Raw genomic sequence first — 17834 nt, forward strand, 5'->3', positions numbered from 1 at the left:
GAAGGTCAGCGTTGGTTGAAAAGCGAATGTCTGTCTCAATAAGAGACTTTCGTCCCGTTTTGTGACAATAACGTTCTAAAATGAACTATGCGGCAGTAGCAACCACGCGGTTGCGCCCGCTGTTCTTTGCTTGATAGAGCGCCAGATCGGCTCTGTTCATGATGTCGAGAACTGTATCGCCTTCGAAATTCACCGACGCGACGCCGACACTGATCGTAACGGGCGCCGATTTTCCGATGCTGACCATCTCGAACGGCATGCGCTCGATCTCCGCGCGGATACGCTCTGCAACTCTTGCGGCCGCCGCGTTGTCGGTGTCCGGCATGACGACGACAAACTCTTCGCCGCCGTATCGGCACGCCAGGTCCATGCCGCGCACATTCTGTCTCAGCCGGCGCGCAAACTCCCGCAGAACCTCGTCGCCGCCCAGATGGCCATAAGTATCGTTGATAACCTTGAAACGATCGAGATCGGTTATCATCACCGAAAGCGGCCGCTTGCGGACGATCGCCCGGTCGACCAGCGTCTGAAGATGGCTGTCGAGATAGCGGCGGTTGTGCAACCCGGTCAGCGGGTCCGTCACGGCCATTTCAATGGTCTGGGCGACGCTGAGGCGAAGCTGGTCGTTGTAGCGTTTGCGGCGAACCTGGGTGCGGATGCGGGCCGTCAGCTCGAGCTCGTCGATGGGCCGGGTCAGATAATCGTTGATGCCGAGCTCGAGACCGCGCATGACGCGCGCCTCGTCGCCGGCATCCGCGAGCAGGATGATCGGCAGGAAACGCGTCCTGTCCAGTGAGCGCAGTTGCGAACACACACGCAGCGGATCGGATCCGGTCTCGCTGGAGGCGACCAGCACGCACTCGTAATTGACTTCAGCGGCTCTGGCGAAACCCTCTGCGGGATCGGCAACGACATCCAGCCGCATCGTCTGGTCGAGCATTTCGACAATGGCGCCGGAAGAGTCTTCCTGCTCGTCGATCAGAAGGACGCGCGGCAGGGTCTCCTCGGAATGAAATGTCCTGTTGAGGAGTTCTTCCATCCTCAAATCGTGGGTGGTCGAGGCACGCAGCCGCAGCTCGTCGGTGAGCATCTTGAGCCGGACCAGGCTTTTCACGCGCGTGATCAGTTGCAGGGCGTTGACCGGCTTGGTGAGGAAATCATCCGCGCCCGCCTGAAGGCCCTGAATGCGATCGCTGACGTCGCCGAGCGCCGTTATGATCACCACGGGGATATGCGAGGTGGCCGGATCCGCCTTGAGCACCCGGCAGACTTCGAATCCGTCCATGCCGGGCATCATGACGTCGAGCAGAACGACGTCGATCTTGCCGGTCTCGCAGGCGCGAATCGCGTCCGTCCCGTTGGTGGCCGATACCACCTCGAAATATTCGGCCAGCAGCCGAACTTCCAACAGTTTCACATTGGTCGGTACATCGTCGACCACCAGGATGCGCGCTGTCATGTCAACAATCCCTTACGCCAGGAGACATGCGTGTCACGCGTCACCGAGATAGGATTTTATCGTCTCTATGAATCGGGGGACAGAAATAGGCTTGGAAATATAAGCCTCGCAGCCCCCCTGGCGAATGCGCTCTTCGTCGCCCTTCATGGCAAAGGCAGTGACCGCGATAACGGGTATTTTGCGCAACTCGTCATCCTCCTTCAGCCATTTGGTCACCTCCAGACCGGAAACTTCCGGCAACTGGATGTCCATCAGGATCAGGTCGGGACGGTGGGTGCGGGCAAGATTCAGCGCATCGAGCCCGTTGCGTGTGCGCACGGTCTCATAACCACTCGCCTCGATCAGGTCGCGGAAGAGCTTCATGTTGAGCTCGTTATCCTCGACGATCATCACTTTTTTTGCCATTCAATCCACCCGCAGTATTGCCTGCAAGGGCGAAACCGCCTTGTCACAGATCCCATAAACCCGGTAGTCACGTTATAGCCGTAGAACATTGACGAAACGGAAACCTGACGCAGAGAATCCTGCCTATTTGCCCATAGCTCTTCCGCCTTGCAGTCCGGCGTCGAGGCGTTTAGGCCATCAAGACAGAATATGGAGTGTTTTTTGCAGGATTCACAACCCCAAGCAGGCGGAAGCGATGCGGTCGCCATCCAGGCGCTCGGCTTTATCGCCGCCGATCCCGAACTTTTGCCGCGATTCCTGGCTTTGACTGGGATCGAAATACGCAACATCCGCGCCGCGGCCGCCGAACCCGGGTTTCTCGCAGGCGTCATGCAGTTCATCGTCGCGCATGAGCCGACCTTGCTGCGGTTCGCCGAGGACAGCGGCCTGTCGCCTGCCGAGGTGGTGAAGGCGGCGCGGCAGCTGCCGCTGGGCGACCACAGTTACGACCAATCGATATGAGCGACGATCCCGAAACAGCCCGCCAGATCGCGGAACTGGCCAGCGACGACCGCCCTCTGCTGGTCCTCGATGTCGACGAAGTCGTGCTGGAATTCGTTCAACCCTTCATGCGCTATCTCGAATCCATCGATCTTGAGCTTGGTCTCGCGACATTCAGCCTGTTCCAGAACGTCGTCAGGCGCAGCGACAGGCAGAAGGTCGAACCCTCGGAGGTCGCAGAGCATCTCGACACCTTCTTCGCTGTCCAGGCGGAGTGGCAGACGGCCGCCGCCGATGCCGCCGAGACCATCGCACGGCTGAGCCGAAACGCCGAAATCGTGATGCTGACCGCCATGCCCCACCGGCATCGTCCGGTGCGTCGGGCTCATCTCGATGCACTTGGCTTCCCCTACCCGCTTCTGACCACGGAAATGCCGAAGGGACCGGCCATCCTGAAGCTGCGCGGCCCGGACAAGCGGCCGGTCGCCTTCGTCGACGACATCCCCAAGAACCTGCTTTCGGTGCGGGACTTCGTTGCCGATGCTCACTTGGTCAACCTCATGTCCTACGGCGCCATGCGCGCCGTGATGCCGCCGCTGCCCGCCGACATTGCCGTCGCGGACGATTGGAAAACGGCGGCACCGTCCATCGAGAAGGCGCTCGGCATCTGAGCTTGGGCATCTCGCGCAAGCCTCTGCGTTCAAGGAACGGGACGCTGTCAGTGGTGGTGTCCTCGCCTCTTGTTCGGGCGCTTCAGCTCGCCTAATGTTGCAACCGTTCCCTTTCTGTTCGGCTGAAGGTACATGCCCGTCAACGCGTCCGGTCAAGGCTTCTGCAGAGACTGCCTTGCTCTCCAGCGGGCGGAGACGCGGCGCTGCACGGCATGCGGCAGCCCTCGCTTGCTTCGGCATCCCGAACTCTACAGCCTGGCCATCGCCCATATCGACTGCGACGCGTTCTATGCTGCGGTGGAAAAGCGCGACAATCCCACCTTGAAGGACAAGCCCGTCATCATCGGCGGCGGCAAGCGCGGCGTCGTCTCCACGGCCTGCTACATCGCCCGGATCAATGGCGTGCGCTCGGCCATGCCGATGTTCAAGGCATTGGAAGCCTGTCCCGAAGCTGTTGTGATCAAACCGGACATGGAAAAGTATGTCCGCGTCGGGCGCGAGGTGCGCGCCATGATGCAGGCGCTGACGCCGCTGGTCGAACCCGTCTCCATCGATGAAGCCTTTCTCGACCTGTCCGGGACCGAGCGCCTGCACGGTCAGCCGCCGGCGCTGGTGCTGGCGCGATTCGCCCGCAGCGTGGAGAAAGAGATCGGCATCAGCGTCTCGGCTGGGCTGTCCTATTGCAAATTCCTCGCAAAAATAGCTTCCGACTTCCGCAAGCCACGCGGCTTCTCGGTCATCGGCCGCGAGGAAGCCGTGGGCTTTCTGGCCGAGCAGCCGGTGACGATGATCTGGGGCGTCGGCAAGGCCTTTGCCGCCACGCTGGAGCGCGACGGGCTGCGGACGATAGGCCAGTTGCAGAAGATCGATCAGTCGGACCTGATGCGACGCTACGGAACGATGGGCAACCGCCTTTTCTATCTGTCGCGCGGCCAGGACGAACGCCGCGTCTCGCCCGATCACGAGGCCAAGAGCGTCTCGGCCGAGACCACCTTCGACACCGATCTGGCTGCAACGGGAGATTTGGTGCCGGTCCTCCGTGCGCTGTCGGAAAAGGTGTCCTTGCGTTTGAAGAAGGCCGGCATCGCAGGCCGCACGGTGGTGCTCAAGCTCAAGACCCAGGATTTCAAGACCCGCACCCGCAACCGGCAACTCGCCGACCCGACGCGGCTCGCGGACCGCATTTTCCAGACCGGCCTGCAGATGCTGTCCAAGGAAACCGACGGCACGCGCTATCGCCTGCTCGGCATCGGCGTCAGCGACCTCTCCGATGACGGCAAGGCCGACCCTCCCGATCTGGTCGACCAGCAGGCCCGAAAGCGCGCTCTGGCCGAAGGCGCCATCGATTCCTTACGTGACAAGTTCGGGCGCAAGGCTGTGGAAACAGGCTACACCTTCGGCAAGGGGCGCAATGCCCATCCGCCGGAGCCACTGGACGACTGACTGCTCCGACCGCATCTGGTCCAGTCGATTCATCCCATTCGCGGTTGCGGTGCGCGCCGACGCTTGCCACAGAGCGTATATGAAACAACAGCAATCCACGATGCTGGCCGCGCTTTGGATGGGCGCGTCGGTTCTCTCGCTCATCCTCATGGCGATCTCCGGCCGCGCCACCACGCGCGTGCTCGACGTCTTGCAGGTGATGGAAATGCGCTCGGTCACCGGCCTGCTCATGTTGACGCCGTTCGTCTATATGGCAGGCGGCCTGCGCGCGATGCGCACGCAGCGTCTGCCGGAGCATATAGGCCGCAACGCCGCGCACTATATCGGACAGGCCGGGTGGCTGTTCGCGCTGACGCTGATTCCGCTCGCCGAACTGATCTCCATCGAGTTCACCACACCGATCTGGACCGCGCTGCTGGCCGCGGCTTTTTTGGGTGAGCGCCTGACCCGGTCGCGCATCGCAGCCATTGCGCTCGGCATCCTCGGCGTTATCGTCATCATGCGTCCGTCGCTGGAAACGCTTCAACTCGGCCATGTCGTAGTGCTCGCCGCAGCCGTCGTGTTCGGCATCTCGTTCACCATGACCAAGTCGCTGACGCGTACCGAGAGCGCGCTGCGCATCATGTTCTGGATGCTCGTCCTGCAATCGATCTTCGGGGCCATCCCAGCCCTCCTTGTCTGGCGGCCGGTGCCGATGGAGATCTGGCCGTGGATCGTGCTGATCGCGTTTTCAGGATCGTTTTCGCATTACTGCATGGCCCGCGCACTGGCCCATGCCGATGCAACTGTGGTGATGCCGATGGATTTCGTTCGTTTGCCGCTATCGGCACTGGTCGGCTGGCTGCTCTATGCCGAACAGATCGACATCTTCACGGCCTGCGGCGCCGCTCTCATTCTCTCCGGCAACCTTTTGAATCTCAACAGAAAGAGAAACAAAGACAGCATCGTTGCGGAAGTACCGTAGGCGCAAATGGCACCGACCCGCGCCCTCGGCGCCGTTCGCCGATCACACTTTTCCGACGATAGCTGAACCCTACCAGAACACCGTCACGCCGTCAAGAATAAATTCCTAAACTCACGGATCGGTCTTGAGTTCTATCGTCTCAAACGAGCTCGACCTCGACCACGCCTGGCACAGCACGCAGCGCGGAAGCGACCTGCGGCGAAATCCGGCAGCGCTGCGGCAGTTCGATTTCCACTTCCCCCTGCGCATCGTCCTTGATGACGATGAAGCTGACCTGGCCCTCGCCCCTGACCTGAAGATGCGAGGTCAACAGGCCAAGCGGTGCGGCATCGCGCAGGAAGATACGCAGCGATTTCTGCACCCGGCTTGCCTCGTCTTCCAGCGACTGCACCGTCTGGATACGGAGGTTGACGCCTTCGGGGCGATCTTCGGCGGCGACGGTGACGACCACCGACTTGCCGGCTTCGAGCATGTCGCGATACTGCGCCAGCGTTTCTGAAAACAGCACGGCCTCGAACTGCCCGGTGACATCGGAGAACTGCACCACGCCCATCTTGTTGCCGGTCTTGGTCTTGCGTTCCTGCTTGGTCGTGATCGTGCCGGCCAGCCGCCCTGCGGTGGCGCCGCGCTTCACCGCGGCCGAAAAATCCGTCCAGTTCTGAACGCGCATTTTTTCCAGCGCCGATTTGTATTCGTCCAACGGATGCGCCGACAGGTAGAAGCCGACGACCTGGAATTCGCGGTGCAGCCGGTCCGCCGGCAGCCATGCCTCGGCATGCGGGAGGTGCAGCGTCGGCGTCTGGCCGGAAAAGGCACTGCCGAAGATGTCGTGCTGGCCGGATGCGGCGTTTTCCTGCGCCAGCGACGCCAGGCCCATCATGCGCTCGAGCCCGGCCATCATCTGCGCCCGCTCATGGCCGAAACAGTCCAGCGCACCGGCCATGATGAGGCTCTCGAAGACGCGCTTGCCAACCAGCTTGGGGTCGATGCGCTCGCAGAAATCGGCCAAGCTGGTGAACGGCTTTTCCGCCCTTTTGGCCACGATGTGATGCACCGCGGCCTCGCCCACGCCTTTGAGCGCAGCCAGCGAATAAAAAATCTTGTTTTCGCTGACTTCGAAATCGCGATAGCTCGTCATCACCGAAGGCGGCACGACATCGATGCCGAGACGCATCGCATCCTGGCGGAAATCAGCCAGCTTTTCGGTGTTGGACATATCGAGCGTCATCGAGGCGGCGAGGAACTCGACCGGATAATGCGCCTTCAGATAGGCCGTCTGGTAGGAAACAATGGCATAGGCTGCGGCGTGCGACTTGTTGAAGCCGTAGTCGGCGAACTTGGCCAGAAGATCGAAGATGAAATTGGCCTGGGGCTTTGATACGCCTCCTGCCATCGCGCCATCGACGAAGCGCTCGCGCTGCTTGTCCATCTCTGCGCGGATCTTCTTGCCCATGGCGCGGCGCAGCAGGTCGGCTTCGCCGAGCGAGTAGCCCGAAAGCTCCTGCGCGATCTGCATCACCTGCTCCTGGTAGACGATGACCCCTTGGGTCTCCTTCACCAGATGGTCGATCTTGGGATGGATCGAATCGATCTCCTCCTCGCCATGCTTGCGCGCATTGTAGGTCGGGATGTTCTCCATCGGGCCGGGGCGGTACAGCGCGACAAGCGCGATAATATCCTCGATCCGGTCGGGCCGCATACCGATCAGCGCTTTGCGCATGCCGGCACTTTCAACCTGGAAGATGCCCACCGTCTCGCCGCGCGAGAGCATGGCGTAGGTCAGCGGGTCGTCGAGCGGAACCTGTGCCAGATCGATGTCGATGCCGCGCCTGCGGATCAGCTTCACCGCTGTTTCCAGCACGGTCAGGGTCTTCAGGCCGAGAAAGTCGAACTTCACCAACCCGGCCTGCTCGACATATTTCATGTTGAACTGGGTAACCGGCATGTCCGACCGCGGATCGCGGTACATCGGCACCAGTTCCGACAGCGGCCTGTCGCCGATGACGATGCCGGCGGCATGGGTGGAGGCATGGCGGTAGAGCCCTTCGAGCTTCTGAGCGATATCCAGCAGAGTCTGGACGATCGGCTCCCGCTCCGCCTCCTCGGCAAAGCGCGGCTCGTTGGCTATGGCGTCGGCAAGTTTGACGGGGTTGGCGGGGTTGGCCGGCACCATCTTGCACAGCCGGTCGACCTGTCCGTACGGCATTTGCAGCACACGCCCGACGTCGCGCAGGACAGCCCTCGCCTGCAGCGTACCGAAGGTGATGATCTGGCCCACCTGGTCGCGGCCATAGCGCGCCTGAACGTAGCGGATCACTTCCTCGCGGCGATCCTGGCAGAAGTCGATATCGAAGTCGGGCATCGAGACGCGCTCTGGATTGAGGAAGCGCTCGAACAGCAGCGAGAAACGCAGGGGATCGACGTCTGTGATGGTCAGCGCATAGGCAACCAGCGAGCCTGCGCCGGAGCCGCGGCCCGGTCCGACCGGGATGTCCTGGTTCTTTGCCCATTTGATGAAGTCGGCGACGATCAGGAAGTAGCCGGGGAACTTCATGCGCTCGATGATGCCAAGCTCGAATTCCAGCCGCTCGGCATATTGCTCGGGCGTGTAGCCTGGCGTCAGGCCGCGTGTCTCCAGCCGCATGGCCAGACCCTCGCGCGCTTGCCGCGCCAGCTCGTCGGCTTCCGCCTTCACCGCAGCGGCTGAATCCGCGATATCGCCCCCGGTGAAGCGCGGCAGGATCGGATCGCGGTTCTTGACGTAGTAGGAACAGCGCCTGGCGATCTCGACCGTGTTGTCGATGGCTTCTGGCAGATCGGCAAAAAGCGCCTGCATCTCCTTCTGGCTCTTGAGAAAATTGTCCGTGGTCAGCCGTCGCCGATTGTCCTCGGCAATGACCGAGCCTTCGGCAATGGCGATCAGCGCGTCATGCGCGTCATAGTCGTCGCGCGCGGGGAAAAACGCCTCATTGGTCGCCACCAGCGGCAGGTCGTGGCGGTATGCCAGATCGATCGTCGCAGCTTCGAGATTGCGGTCGTAGCCAGCGAGCCGCTCGACCTCGACATAGAGGCGGTCGCCGAACATGGTCCTGAGCGCCAAAAGGCGCTGTTCGGCCGCGGGAGCACGGTCGCCCTTGATGGCCGAGCCGATGGGCCCGCGCGGCCCGCCCGTCAGGCAGATGATGCCCTCCGCGAGCGCTTCCACCCAGTCGAGCTTGACGTGGACGGGCTCGCCATTGGGCGAGTCGAGATAGGCGCGGCTGACGAGCCGGACGAGATTGGTGTAGCCAATCTCGTTGGCGGCAATCAGCACCAGCGGCGAAAGCTCGGGGCCCGCCCGGCGAGCAGCGCTCTTCTGGCCGGTCTCGGCATCGAGGAAATCGACATCCAGTTGGCAGCCGATAATGGGTTGGATGCCGTCTTTGCTGGCTTTCTGCGAGAATTCCAGCGCGCCGAACAGGTTGTTGCGGTCGGTCACCGCTATAGCCGGCGCATTATCCTTGATCGCGTGCCCGACCACCTTGCCGAGCGGCAATGCGCCCTCAAGCAAGGAGTAGGCCGAATGAACGCGAAGATGGATGAACATATTAAGTTAAATCCTTGCTTTCGAAGCATGATTTCGAAAATTGAAATCCGACCGGGGACAGTTGTCCCAGCCCTCCAACGACCGCGCTTGAACCCCGAAGCGGCCTACCTCACCGACTCGCCCGAATGAATGCTGAAATAGCATTCTGGCAAGCTGATGGTCGGCCATCCCCGGCCGTCTGTCCACCGCTTGCGTGGCATCTTCACAGAACTGTGGCCTTCTCCTTTGCCGAAGCCGCTTCGCAGACTTGATCACCGCGGGGAAACCTGAAACGTTGCGCGCGATTTCGATTGTTTCGCTTTTGGAGAGCCTGCCCATGAAAACCCGCGCCGCCGTAGCCATTGCCGCTGGAAAACCGCTGGAGATCATGGAGGTCGATCTGGAAGGCCCGCGCGAAGGCGAGGTGCTGGTCGAGATCAAGGCGACCGGCATCTGCCACACCGACGAGTTCACGCTGTCGGGCGCGGATCCGGAAGGCATTTTCCCCGCTATTCTCGGCCATGAGGGCGCCGGAATCGTCGTCGATGTCGGCAAGGGCGTGACATCTCTGAAGAAGGGCGACCACGTCATCCCGCTCTATACGCCGGAATGCCGGACCTGTCCGTCCTGCCTGTCGCGCAAGACGAATCTCTGCACCGCCATTCGCAGCACCCAAGGCCAGGGCGTCATGCCGGACGGCACCAGCCGTTTCTCCATCGGCAAGGACAAGATTTTCCACTATATGGGCTGCTCGACCTTCGCAAACCACACCGTCCTGCCCGAAATAGCGCTGGCCAAGGTCAACCCCGACGCGCCTTTCGACAAGATCTGCTACATCGGCTGCGGCGTCACCACCGGCATCGGAGCGGTGATCAACACGGCCAAGGTCGAGATCGGCGCGACCGCCATCGTTTTCGGGCTCGGCGGCATCGGCCTCAACGTCATTCAGGGCCTGCGGCTTGCCGGTGCCGACATGATCATCGGCGTCGACCTCAATAACGACAAGAAGGCGTGGGGCGAGCGCTTCGGCATGACCCATTTCGTCAACCCCAAGGAAGTCGACGGCGACATCGTGCCGTACCTCGTCAACATGACCAAGCGCGGAGCCGACCAGATCGGCGGCGCGGACTACACCTTCGACTGCACAGGCAACACGAAGGTGATGCGCCAAGCCCTTGAATCATCTCACCGGGGCTGGGGCAAGTCCGTCGTCATCGGCGTCGCCGGCGCCGGCCAGGAGATTTCGACCCGGCCGTTCCAGCTCGTCACCGGCCGGACCTGGATGGGCACAGCCTTCGGTGGCGCACGTGGTCGCACCGACGTGCCGAAGATTGTCGACTGGTACATGGACGGCAAGATCCAGATCGATCCGATGATCACCCACACGCTGAAGCTCGAGGACATCAACAAGGGTTTTGACCTCATGCATGCCGGCGAGTCGATTCGCAGCGTGGTGGTGTACTGAGCCAAGTCCGGACAATGGCCTTGCCCTCCGTCTATGTCGATGCCGACGCCTGTCCGGTAAAGGACGAAGTGATCAAGGTGGCGGAGCGGCACGGCCTACCGGTAATCTTCGTCGCGAATGGCGGCCTGCGGCCGTCGCGCGATCCGATGATCCGACATGTGGTCGTGTCGAAGGGCGCTGATGCCGCCGACGACTGGATCGTCGAGAACGCGCAGGCGAACGATATTGTCATCACCGCCGATATCCCGCTTGCCAGCCGCACCGTGGCGCTGGGAGCGCATGTGCTTGGCCCGACAGGCAGGCCGTTTACACCCGAAAGCATCGGCATGGCCGTCGCCATGCGCGACCTGAAACAGCATCTGCGCGAGACCGGTGAGAGCAAGGGTTTCAACGCATCCTTCTCCCGCGAGGACCGCTCGCGTTTTCTCGGCGCACTCGACCAGGCGGTGCGGCGGGCCGTGCGCGCTGCCTCCACCTGACCCTTTGCTGCTTTGCCTGGCCATGATATCATCGTGATATCAATGGAGACAAAACCATGGCGAGCATGGTTATCCGCAACCTTCCCGACGATGTGCTGGAACGCTTCAAGGCGCGTGCCAAGGCCAAGGGCGTGTCGACCGAACAGCTTGCGCGCGAGGTCATCAGCGAAAAAGCGGGGATGACGCGTGAGGAAGCCTGGGCCGAGATTGATGCCATTCGGGCAAAATCGAAGCCCATCGACCGCGAGACGTGGGAAAAAATCTGGGCGGAGCACAAGGCAGATCAGGAGCCTCGGAACACGTTTTCGGGCGAACCTCATGGTGATTGATGCGAGCGTCGCCGTGCCTTGGCTGATCGAAACCCCGTTCTCCGCGTCGGCGCGGCGCGTCAGGCCGGCATTGCTGCTGGCACCGTCGCTGCTCTTGGTCGAGACCACAAACGTCCTGCTCAGATATGTCAAGATAGCGGGTGCATTGCCGGAGCCGATAGCTTCAAGACTGGCAACGCTGGAGCGGGTGATCGGAACCTTTGTGGACGACCGTGAACTGCTCCGCTCAGCCACCGATATCGCCATGGACAACAACCACAAAATCTACGATTGCCTCTACCTGGCCTTGTCTCTCGAACGCGGCGAACCCTTGGCCACTGCTGACCGCCGCCTTGCGGCACTGGCCGAAAAGCTCGGTGTTTCGGTCGAACTGGTGGTGGCGGAGTAACGCATGATCGTCCAAGGACGCCACGGCCCTTTTTATGCGGCAGCCCTTTGCGGCGTGGCGGCCCTCGCTCCGGCACTCTGGCTCAAGCCGGAACTGGCAGTGCAGATCGGGGCGAACGTCTTCTTCCTGGTTTATCTAAGCCTTGAACTGTTCAAGCTGCCGAAGCTGACGCCCGCATTTCTCAAGAAGCACGCCGCGAGCGCGGACGAGCCTGCCTGGCTGATCATTCTGATAACATTCGGTGCCGTGGTCGTGGCGGTGGGGTCGCTGTTCATGATCCTCAACGAACAGGACGGTCCGAAGACGCTGGATGTGACACTCGCGCTGCTTTCGGTTGCGCTGGGCTGGTTCACCATCCACACCATGGCGGCGCTGCACTACGCGCACATGTATTGGCGACCCGAAGACAACGCCAAGGAAAAGCCGATGGCCGGGCTGGATTTTCCCGGCGATGACGAGCCCTCCGGCTACGATTTCCTCTACTTCTCCTTCGTCATCGGCATGACAGCCCAGACCTCCGATGTGGAGATAACGCAGACACGCGTCCGCAAGCTGAATACAGTGCATGCGGTCGCTTCGTTCTTTTTCAACACGGTTCTGGTGGCTGCCGCCGTCAACCTTGCCGTATCGCTCGCAAATTGAAAGCCGGAAATCTCATGAAAACAGTGTCGACCGCAAAGTCCCATGGCGGGGTTCAGGGTGTCTATACCCATGCCTCGGAAGCGTGTGCCTGCGACATGACCTTCGCCGTCTTCGTGCCACCGCAGGCGAAGGACGCGCCCTGCCCTGTGCTTTGGTACCTGTCTGGCCTGACCTGCACGCATCAGAACGTCATGGACAAAGGTGAATACCGTAAAATGGCGGCCGAACTCGGTCTCATCATCGTCTGCCCGGACACCAGCCCGCGTGGAGAATTCGTGCCGGACGAAAAAGACAACTGGCAGTTCGGCTGCGGCGCCGGCTTCTATCTCGATGCCACGCAGGCCCCGTTTTCAAAGAACTACCGCATGTACAGCTACATCGTCGACGAACTGCCCAAAGTGATTGCGGCCAATTTCCCCGCCAATATGAGCCGCCAGGGTATCTTCGGTCATTCCATGGGTGCCCATGGCGCCTTGACCATAGCCTTGAAGAACCCGGAACGCTTCAAAAGCTGCTCAGCCTTTGCACCAATCACTCAGCCGATGACGGCGGGATGGTCGAAGCCTGCCTTCGAAAAATATCTCGGTGACGATGAAGCGGCTTGGCGCGCCTATGACGCCACTGCGCTGATCGAGGATGGCTATCGGTTCGACGAATTCCTGGTGGACCAGGGCACAGCGGATGGATTTTTGGAGGACGGCTTGCGGCCTGGGCTGCTGCGGGAAGCCTGTCGCGCGGTTGGCCTGCCGCTCACGCTCAACATGCGCGAAGGCTACGATCATTCCTACTACTTCATCTCAACCTTCATGGACGGCCACCTGAAGTGGCACGCCGAACACCTGCGCTGAGTTTGCTGTGTTTGCGTAAGTTTCTGTGGCTTCGTCAGCCGGCGATGTCGCAGGGACGTGACAAAGTGTCGAAGCTGGGATAGGAGGGGATCGTCTGGACCTTTCGCGAGGTCCATCCGTTTGCGGGAGAGAGCAGGCTTGCCTGCCGCCGAAGGGGAAATCGCCCGAAATCTCTCAGGCAAAAAGAACCGTCAACGGGAAGGACGCTCTGGAAAGTCGAGGCGAAAGCCTTGCGCCGAAGGTGTAAGCGCAGCGGATCGATCGATTCGCCCCGCGCGAGTCTCTCAGGCCTGAGACAGAGGGGCACGGAATAGCCGCGGATGCGGCGGGTTACGTGCGAACTCTGGAGAGACAATGACGGGCGACCCCATCAGGCATTTGCCATTAGAAGATCTTCATCAGTCGGCCGGTGCGCGTTTTGGCGCCTTCGCGGGCTGGTCGATGCCGCTGACTTACCCGGCCGGGGTGATGAAGGAACACCTTCACACCCGAGACCATGCCGGGTTGTTCGACATCTCGCATATGAAGCTGATTCTGGTTTCCGGTCCGCAGGCCGCGGATCTTCTCGACAAGGCCTGCCCGCTTTCGGCCAGGGCGTTGGCGCCGAGCCAGTCGAAATACACTTTCTTCCTCAACGAGCAGGCCGGCATCCTCGACGATCTGATCGTCACCCGCCTGGGCGACGAGCGGTTCATGGTCGTGGCGAACGCCGGCAACGCCGCTGAAGACATCGCTCATCTGCAGGCTCTGGCCGAAGGGTTCGAGACCACAGTCGAACCGCTCGACCGCGTGTTCCTCGCCATCCAGGGGCCGGAGGCCGCGACAATCCTCGCAGAGGCGGGGCTGGCGCCGGAAGACCTCTTGTTCATGCAGGGTTTCGAGCCCAGGCCAGGCTGGTTCATGAGCCGTTCGGGCTACACCGGAGAGGACGGCTTCGAGATCGGACTGCCGGAAGCCGATGCCCGCGAATTGCTGACGAAGCTTCTGGCTGACGAAAGGCTGATGTGGATCGGCCTCGCGGCCCGCGACAGCCTGCGGCTTGAAGCAGGCCTTTGCCTGCATGGTCAGGACATCACTCCCGAGACAAGCCCGGCAAGTGCTGGACTGATGTGGGCTATTCCCAAGGACATTCGAGGCAGCGGAAATTTTATCGGTGCGTCCGCCCTCGCTAAGATCGTCGCAGATAGCCCGAGCGAAAAGCGCGTCGGCCTGAAGCCTGACGGCCGCCAGCCGGTGCGCGCCGGTGTGCAACTCACCGATGCCGACGGAAACACTGTCGGCCGCGTCACGTCCGGCGGCTTCGGGCCATCCGCGGGTCACCCCGTCGCCATGGGCTATGTCGCGAACGAGCTTTCAAAGCCGGGAATCACGGTGTTCGCCGATGTGCGCGGCACGCGGATTCCGGTCCAAATCCATTCCCTTCCCTTCACGCAGCATCGCTACCGCAAAGGATAAACTCATGGCCAAACTCTATTTCACCGAAGACCATGAATGGCTCAGCGTCGACGGCGACGTCGTTACCGTCGGCATCACCGACTATGCGCAGGAACAGCTCGGCGACCTCGTCTTTGTCGAGCTTCCCGAGATTGGCCGTAGCTTTGCCAAGGGCGATACCGCCGTCGTGGTCGAATCCGTCAAGGCAGCCTCCGACGTCTATGCACCGGTGGACGGCGAAATCATCGAAGCGAACACCGCGCTGTCGTCTGATCCCGCTTTGGTCAACTCCTCGCCCGCCGGCGAAGGCTGGCTGTGGAAAATGAAACTCTCGGATGCCGGCCAACTCGAAGGCTTGCTCGACGAGGCGGGTTACGCCGCCCATATCGGTTGAAGCGGAGCGCCATCGTGACTGTATCCCCTGCCCCCTTTTCCCGCCGTCATATCGGCCCCGGCGAGGTCGACACGCGCGCCATGCTGGCCGCGCTCGGCGTACCGTCCGTCGAGACCCTGATTTCCCAGGTCGTGCCGCAATCGATCCGGCTGGGCCGGCCGCTCGATCTGCCGAAACCCGCCAGCGAAGCCGAAGCGCTGCAGGAGCTCGCCGGCAAGATGAGCGCCAACACCGTGCTGAAAAGCTTCATCGGCGCGGGTTATTCCGGCGTCCATGTGCCGCCGGTCATCCAGCGCAACCTGTTTGAGAACCCGGCCTGGTACACTGCCTACACGCCTTACCAGTCGGAGATCAGCCAGGGACGCCTGGAACTGCTGTTCCATTTCCAGACGCTCGTCACAGAGCTGACCGGCCTGCCCGTGGGGTCAGCGTCGTTGCTGGACGAGGCGACCGCCGTGGCCGAGGCTGTCGGCATCGCTCTTCGCCATCATCGCGACAAGCGCAACACAATCGCGCTGGCCGGTGAGCCGCATCCGCAGACGCTGGACGTGGTTCGCACCCGTGCCGAACCGTTGGGCATCGTTGTCGATGGCGGCGAGATCGACGAGCAGACCGCGGCCCTGTTGGTCTCATGGCCCGACACGAAGGGCGTCTATGGCGATCATAAGGCGGCGATTGAAAAGGCGCGCGCCGCAGGCGCTATCGTCATTTTCGCCGCCGATCCGCTCGGCCTGACGCTGACCGACACGCCCGCAAGCCTTGGCGCCGATATCGCCGCCGGGTCGATGCAGCGCTACGGCGTGCCGATGGGCTTTGGCGGGCCGCATGCGGCCTATTGCGCGGTTTCCGACAGGCTTACCCGGCTGATGCCGGGCCGTCTGGTCGGGCAGTCTACCGACAGCAAGGGGCGTCCCGGCTATCGGCTGGCGCTGCAGACGCGTGAGCAGCACATCCGCCGCGACAAGGCGACGTCCAACATCTGCACCGCGCAGGCGCTGCTCGCCAATATGGCGGTGTCCTACGCCATCTGGCACGGACCCGCCGGCCTGCAGGCCATCGCCGCGCGTATCCACGATTTTGCCAGCCGGTTCGCCGCAGGACTCGGCAAGGCGGGCATTGAAGTCGTCGGCGCCCATCGCTTCGACACGGTGACCATCGACACGAAAGGCAAGGCGGCTAGTCTCGCCGTCGCCGCTGAAAAGGGCGGACGGCTGCTTCGCGTCGTAGACGAGAACTTTCTGGCCGTCGCCTTCGACGAAACCTCGACCGAGGCCGATCTGGCGGCACTGGGCGCGCTGTTCGAGGCGCCAATTCCGTCAGAGGCTGCATCGGCCATGCCGGGTTCGCCGCGCGGCAAGGGCTTTCTGAGCCAGCCGGTGTTCCATCAGAACCGGTCGGAGACCGAAATGATGCGCTTTTTGCGCCGCCTGGCCGACAAGGATCTGGCGCTCGACCGTGCCATGATCCCGCTCGGCTCCTGCACCATGAAGCTGAACGCGGCTGCCGAGATGATGCCGGTGAGCTGGCCCAGCGTCGCCAACCTGCATCCCTTCGCGCCCGCCGAGCATTCGGTCGGCTACAAGGCGATGACCGACGATCTCGAAGCCTGGCTTGCCGAGATCACCGGCTTCGACGCCGTCAGCCTGCAGCCCAATGCGGGCAGCCAGGGCGAATATGCCGGGCTTTTGGCCATCCGCCGCTATCACCGGGAGCGCGGCGAAGGCCATCGCTCCATCTGCCTGATCCCTTCATCGGCGCATGGCACCAACCCGGCCAGCGCGAGCATGGCGGGCATGGATGTCGTGGTGGTGCGCTGCACCGAGGCCGGCGACATCGATGTCGAGGATTTGAAGGCCAAGGCCGCGCAGCACGCGGCCAAGCTCTCGGCGCTGATGATCACCTATCCGTCGACGCATGGCGTGTTCGAGGAAGGCGTCAAGGACATGATCGCCGTGGTCCACGAGCATGGCGGACAGGTCTATCTCGACGGCGCCAACCTCAACGCCCTGGTCGGCCTGGCCCGCCCGGGCGACCTCGGCGCCGATGTCTGCCACATGAACCTGCACAAGACATTCTGCATCCCGCATGGCGGCGGCGGTCCCGGCGTCGGCCCGATCGGCGTGAAAGCCCACCTTGCCCCTTACCTGCCCGGCCATGTCGCGCAGCGCAGCGGGCATGCCGTTTCGGCGGCGCCATTCGGAAGCGCCTCGATACTGCCGCTCACCTGGATGTATATCCGCATGATGGGTGCGGCTGGCCTGAAGCAGGCGACGGAAATCGCGATCCTTAACGCCAACTATATCGCCAACAAGCTCGATGCCTATTTCCCCGTCCTCTACAAGGGCCGCAACGAGCGTGTCGCGCATGAGTGCATCCTCGATACCCGCGTGGTGAAGGACCGTGCCGGCGTGACCGTCGAAGACGTCGCCAAACGGCTGATCGACTATGGTTTCCACGCGCCCACCATGTCCTGGCCGGTGGCCGGAACGCTGATGGTCGAACCGACCGAATCCGAGCCGAAGGCGGAGATCGACCGCTTCTGCGCGGCGATGATCGCCATTGCCGGCGAGGCCGAACGCATCGAGACGGGTGATTGGCCGGCCAACGACAACCCGCTATCGAACGCGCCGCACACCGCGGCGGAAGTCCTGGCGACGGAATGGACCCACCCCTATTCCCGCCTCGAAGCCGCCTACCCCTCGATGGACCCGGATACGGCATCGAAATACTGGCCGCCGGTCTCGCGCGTGGACAATGTCGCGGGCGACCGGAACCTCGTCTGCTCCTGCCCGCCAGTGACGGAGTATCTCGGCGCGGCGGAGTAGACGGCGTTGACATGAGGGAAACTCATTGTACATCATGTACACT

16 protein-coding genes and 1 riboswitch are annotated in these 17834 nt (G+C 62.1%); of the genes, 13 read left to right on the forward strand and 3 right to left on the reverse strand.

Annotated elements, in window-relative coordinates; genetic code table 11:
* Positions 1 to 85: 85 nt before the first annotated feature.
* Together ICI42_RS16945 and ICI42_RS16950 are read right to left on the reverse strand one after the other, a co-directional pair.
* On the reverse strand, positions 86 to 1459 hold the full coding sequence (locus tag ICI42_RS16945) for a PleD family two-component system response regulator (protein ID WP_188165772.1): 1374 nt from the start codon (positions 1457 to 1459) through the stop codon (positions 86 to 88).
* A 33-nt stretch (positions 1460 to 1492) separates the two neighbouring features.
* A complete protein-coding gene (locus ICI42_RS16950; protein WP_188165773.1) occupies positions 1493 to 1864 on the reverse strand; it encodes a response regulator in 372 nt (123 codons plus the stop codon).
* A gap of 189 nt (positions 1865 to 2053) precedes the next feature.
* Between ICI42_RS16950 and ICI42_RS16955 the strand changes: the two genes are divergently transcribed.
* The 4 genes from ICI42_RS16955 to ICI42_RS16970 all read left to right on the forward strand — a co-directional run bounded on the left by ICI42_RS16955 (position 2054) and on the right by ICI42_RS16970 (position 5422).
* Entirely contained in the window at positions 2054 to 2365 is a 312-nt protein-coding gene (locus tag ICI42_RS16955; protein ID WP_188165925.1) for a DUF3572 domain-containing protein, read from the forward strand.
* Positions 2362 to 3015: a hypothetical protein gene (locus tag ICI42_RS16960; protein WP_188165774.1), complete on the forward strand. Its 654-nt coding sequence runs from the start codon at positions 2362 to 2364 to the stop codon at positions 3013 to 3015. The genes ICI42_RS16955 and ICI42_RS16960 overlap by 4 nt, the downstream gene beginning before the upstream one ends.
* Before the next feature lie 132 nt (positions 3016 to 3147).
* Positions 3148 to 4458 (forward strand): DNA polymerase IV, encoded by a 1311-nt coding sequence (locus ICI42_RS16965; RefSeq protein ID WP_188165775.1) that lies wholly within the window; start codon positions 3148 to 3150, stop codon positions 4456 to 4458.
* Positions 4459 to 4537: 79 nt separating this feature from the next.
* Positions 4538 to 5422 (forward strand): DMT family transporter, encoded by an 885-nt coding sequence (locus tag ICI42_RS16970; protein WP_230980413.1) that lies wholly within the window; start codon positions 4538 to 4540, stop codon positions 5420 to 5422.
* 139 nt (positions 5423 to 5561) lie between these two features.
* Here the strand turns inward: ICI42_RS16970 and dnaE are convergent, their stop codons facing one another.
* Positions 5562 to 9008 carry a DNA polymerase III subunit alpha gene (gene dnaE / locus ICI42_RS16975; RefSeq protein ID WP_188165776.1) on the reverse strand — a complete coding sequence of 1149 codons (3447 nt, stop codon included), beginning with the start codon at positions 9006 to 9008 and terminating at the stop codon, positions 5562 to 5564.
* 316 nt (positions 9009 to 9324) lie between these two features.
* On the opposite strand from dnaE, the gene ICI42_RS16980 reads away from it, so the two are divergent.
* From ICI42_RS16980 to gcvP, 9 genes are all read left to right on the forward strand, one after another.
* Positions 9325 to 10452, forward strand: coding sequence for an S-(hydroxymethyl)glutathione dehydrogenase/class III alcohol dehydrogenase (locus ICI42_RS16980; RefSeq protein ID WP_188165777.1), 1128 nt, complete (start codon positions 9325 to 9327; stop codon positions 10450 to 10452).
* A 14-nt stretch (positions 10453 to 10466) separates the two neighbouring features.
* The gene (locus ICI42_RS16985) at positions 10467 to 10931 is read left to right on the forward strand and encodes a YaiI/YqxD family protein (RefSeq protein WP_188165778.1); all 465 of its coding nucleotides are present in this window, start codon (positions 10467 to 10469) and stop codon (positions 10929 to 10931) included.
* 56 nt (positions 10932 to 10987) lie between these two features.
* Entirely contained in the window at positions 10988 to 11260 is a 273-nt protein-coding gene (locus tag ICI42_RS16990) for a FitA-like ribbon-helix-helix domain-containing protein (protein ID WP_188165779.1), read from the forward strand.
* Positions 11250 to 11648, forward strand: coding sequence for a type II toxin-antitoxin system VapC family toxin (locus ICI42_RS16995; RefSeq protein ID WP_188165780.1), 399 nt, complete (start codon positions 11250 to 11252; stop codon positions 11646 to 11648). Before ICI42_RS16990 ends, ICI42_RS16995 begins: the two co-directional genes overlap by 11 nt.
* 3 nt (positions 11649 to 11651) lie before the next feature.
* Positions 11652 to 12290 (forward strand): DUF1345 domain-containing protein, encoded by a 639-nt coding sequence (locus tag ICI42_RS17000; protein WP_188165781.1) that lies wholly within the window; start codon positions 11652 to 11654, stop codon positions 12288 to 12290.
* A 14-nt stretch (positions 12291 to 12304) separates the two neighbouring features.
* Entirely contained in the window at positions 12305 to 13138 is an 834-nt protein-coding gene (gene fghA / locus ICI42_RS17005) for an S-formylglutathione hydrolase (RefSeq protein WP_188165782.1), read from the forward strand.
* Between the two features lie 113 nt (positions 13139 to 13251).
* A riboswitch (glycine riboswitch) is annotated at positions 13252 to 13339 on the forward strand.
* A 153-nt stretch (positions 13340 to 13492) separates the two neighbouring features.
* Positions 13493 to 14593, forward strand: coding sequence for a glycine cleavage system aminomethyltransferase GcvT (gene gcvT / locus ICI42_RS17010; RefSeq protein WP_188165783.1), 1101 nt, complete (start codon positions 13493 to 13495; stop codon positions 14591 to 14593).
* A gap of 4 nt (positions 14594 to 14597) precedes the next feature.
* Positions 14598 to 14966 carry a glycine cleavage system protein GcvH gene (gene gcvH, locus ICI42_RS17015; RefSeq protein ID WP_188165784.1) on the forward strand — a complete coding sequence of 123 codons (369 nt, stop codon included), beginning with the start codon at positions 14598 to 14600 and terminating at the stop codon, positions 14964 to 14966.
* 14 nt (positions 14967 to 14980) lie between these two features.
* Positions 14981 to 17791: an aminomethyl-transferring glycine dehydrogenase gene (gene gcvP, locus ICI42_RS17020; RefSeq protein ID WP_407945176.1), complete on the forward strand. Its 2811-nt coding sequence runs from the start codon at positions 14981 to 14983 to the stop codon at positions 17789 to 17791.
* Positions 17792 to 17834 lie beyond the last annotated feature (43 nt).

The organism is Oryzicola mucosus, from assembly GCF_014534685.1.
Classification (GTDB): Bacteria; Pseudomonadota; Alphaproteobacteria; order Rhizobiales; family Rhizobiaceae; genus Oryzicola; species Oryzicola mucosus.

Excerpts from the sequence above, each read along its gene's own strand:
- ICI42_RS16980 (WP_188165777.1), top strand. The coding sequence starts at position 9,325 with ATGAAAACCCGCGCCGCCGTAGCCATTGCCGCTGGAAAACCGCTGGAG.
- ICI42_RS16990 (WP_188165779.1), top strand. The coding sequence starts at position 10,988 with ATGGCGAGCATGGTTATCCGCAACCTTCCCGACGATGTGCTGGAACGC.
- gcvT (WP_188165783.1), top strand. The coding sequence starts at position 13,493 with ATGACGGGCGACCCCATCAGGCATTTGCCATTAGAAGATCTTCATCAG.
- ICI42_RS16955 (WP_188165925.1), top strand. The coding sequence starts at position 2,054 with ATGGAGTGTTTTTTGCAGGATTCACAACCCCAAGCAGGCGGAAGCGAT.
- ICI42_RS16965 (WP_188165775.1), top strand. The coding sequence starts at position 3,148 with ATGCCCGTCAACGCGTCCGGTCAAGGCTTCTGCAGAGACTGCCTTGCT.
- ICI42_RS16950 (WP_188165773.1), bottom strand. The coding sequence starts at position 1,864 with ATGGCAAAAAAAGTGATGATCGTCGAGGATAACGAGCTCAACATGAAG.
- ICI42_RS16995 (WP_188165780.1), top strand. The coding sequence starts at position 11,250 with ATGGTGATTGATGCGAGCGTCGCCGTGCCTTGGCTGATCGAAACCCCG.
- ICI42_RS16970 (WP_230980413.1), top strand. The coding sequence starts at position 4,538 with ATGAAACAACAGCAATCCACGATGCTGGCCGCGCTTTGGATGGGCGCG.
- ICI42_RS17000 (WP_188165781.1), top strand. The coding sequence starts at position 11,652 with ATGATCGTCCAAGGACGCCACGGCCCTTTTTATGCGGCAGCCCTTTGC.
- fghA (WP_188165782.1), top strand. The coding sequence starts at position 12,305 with ATGAAAACAGTGTCGACCGCAAAGTCCCATGGCGGGGTTCAGGGTGTC.
- ICI42_RS16945 (WP_188165772.1), bottom strand. The coding sequence starts at position 1,459 with ATGACAGCGCGCATCCTGGTGGTCGACGATGTACCGACCAATGTGAAA.
- gcvH (WP_188165784.1), top strand. The coding sequence starts at position 14,598 with ATGGCCAAACTCTATTTCACCGAAGACCATGAATGGCTCAGCGTCGAC.
- dnaE (WP_188165776.1), bottom strand. The coding sequence starts at position 9,008 with ATGTTCATCCATCTTCGCGTTCATTCGGCCTACTCCTTGCTTGAGGGC.
- ICI42_RS16985 (WP_188165778.1), top strand. The coding sequence starts at position 10,467 with ATGGCCTTGCCCTCCGTCTATGTCGATGCCGACGCCTGTCCGGTAAAG.
- ICI42_RS16960 (WP_188165774.1), top strand. The coding sequence starts at position 2,362 with ATGAGCGACGATCCCGAAACAGCCCGCCAGATCGCGGAACTGGCCAGC.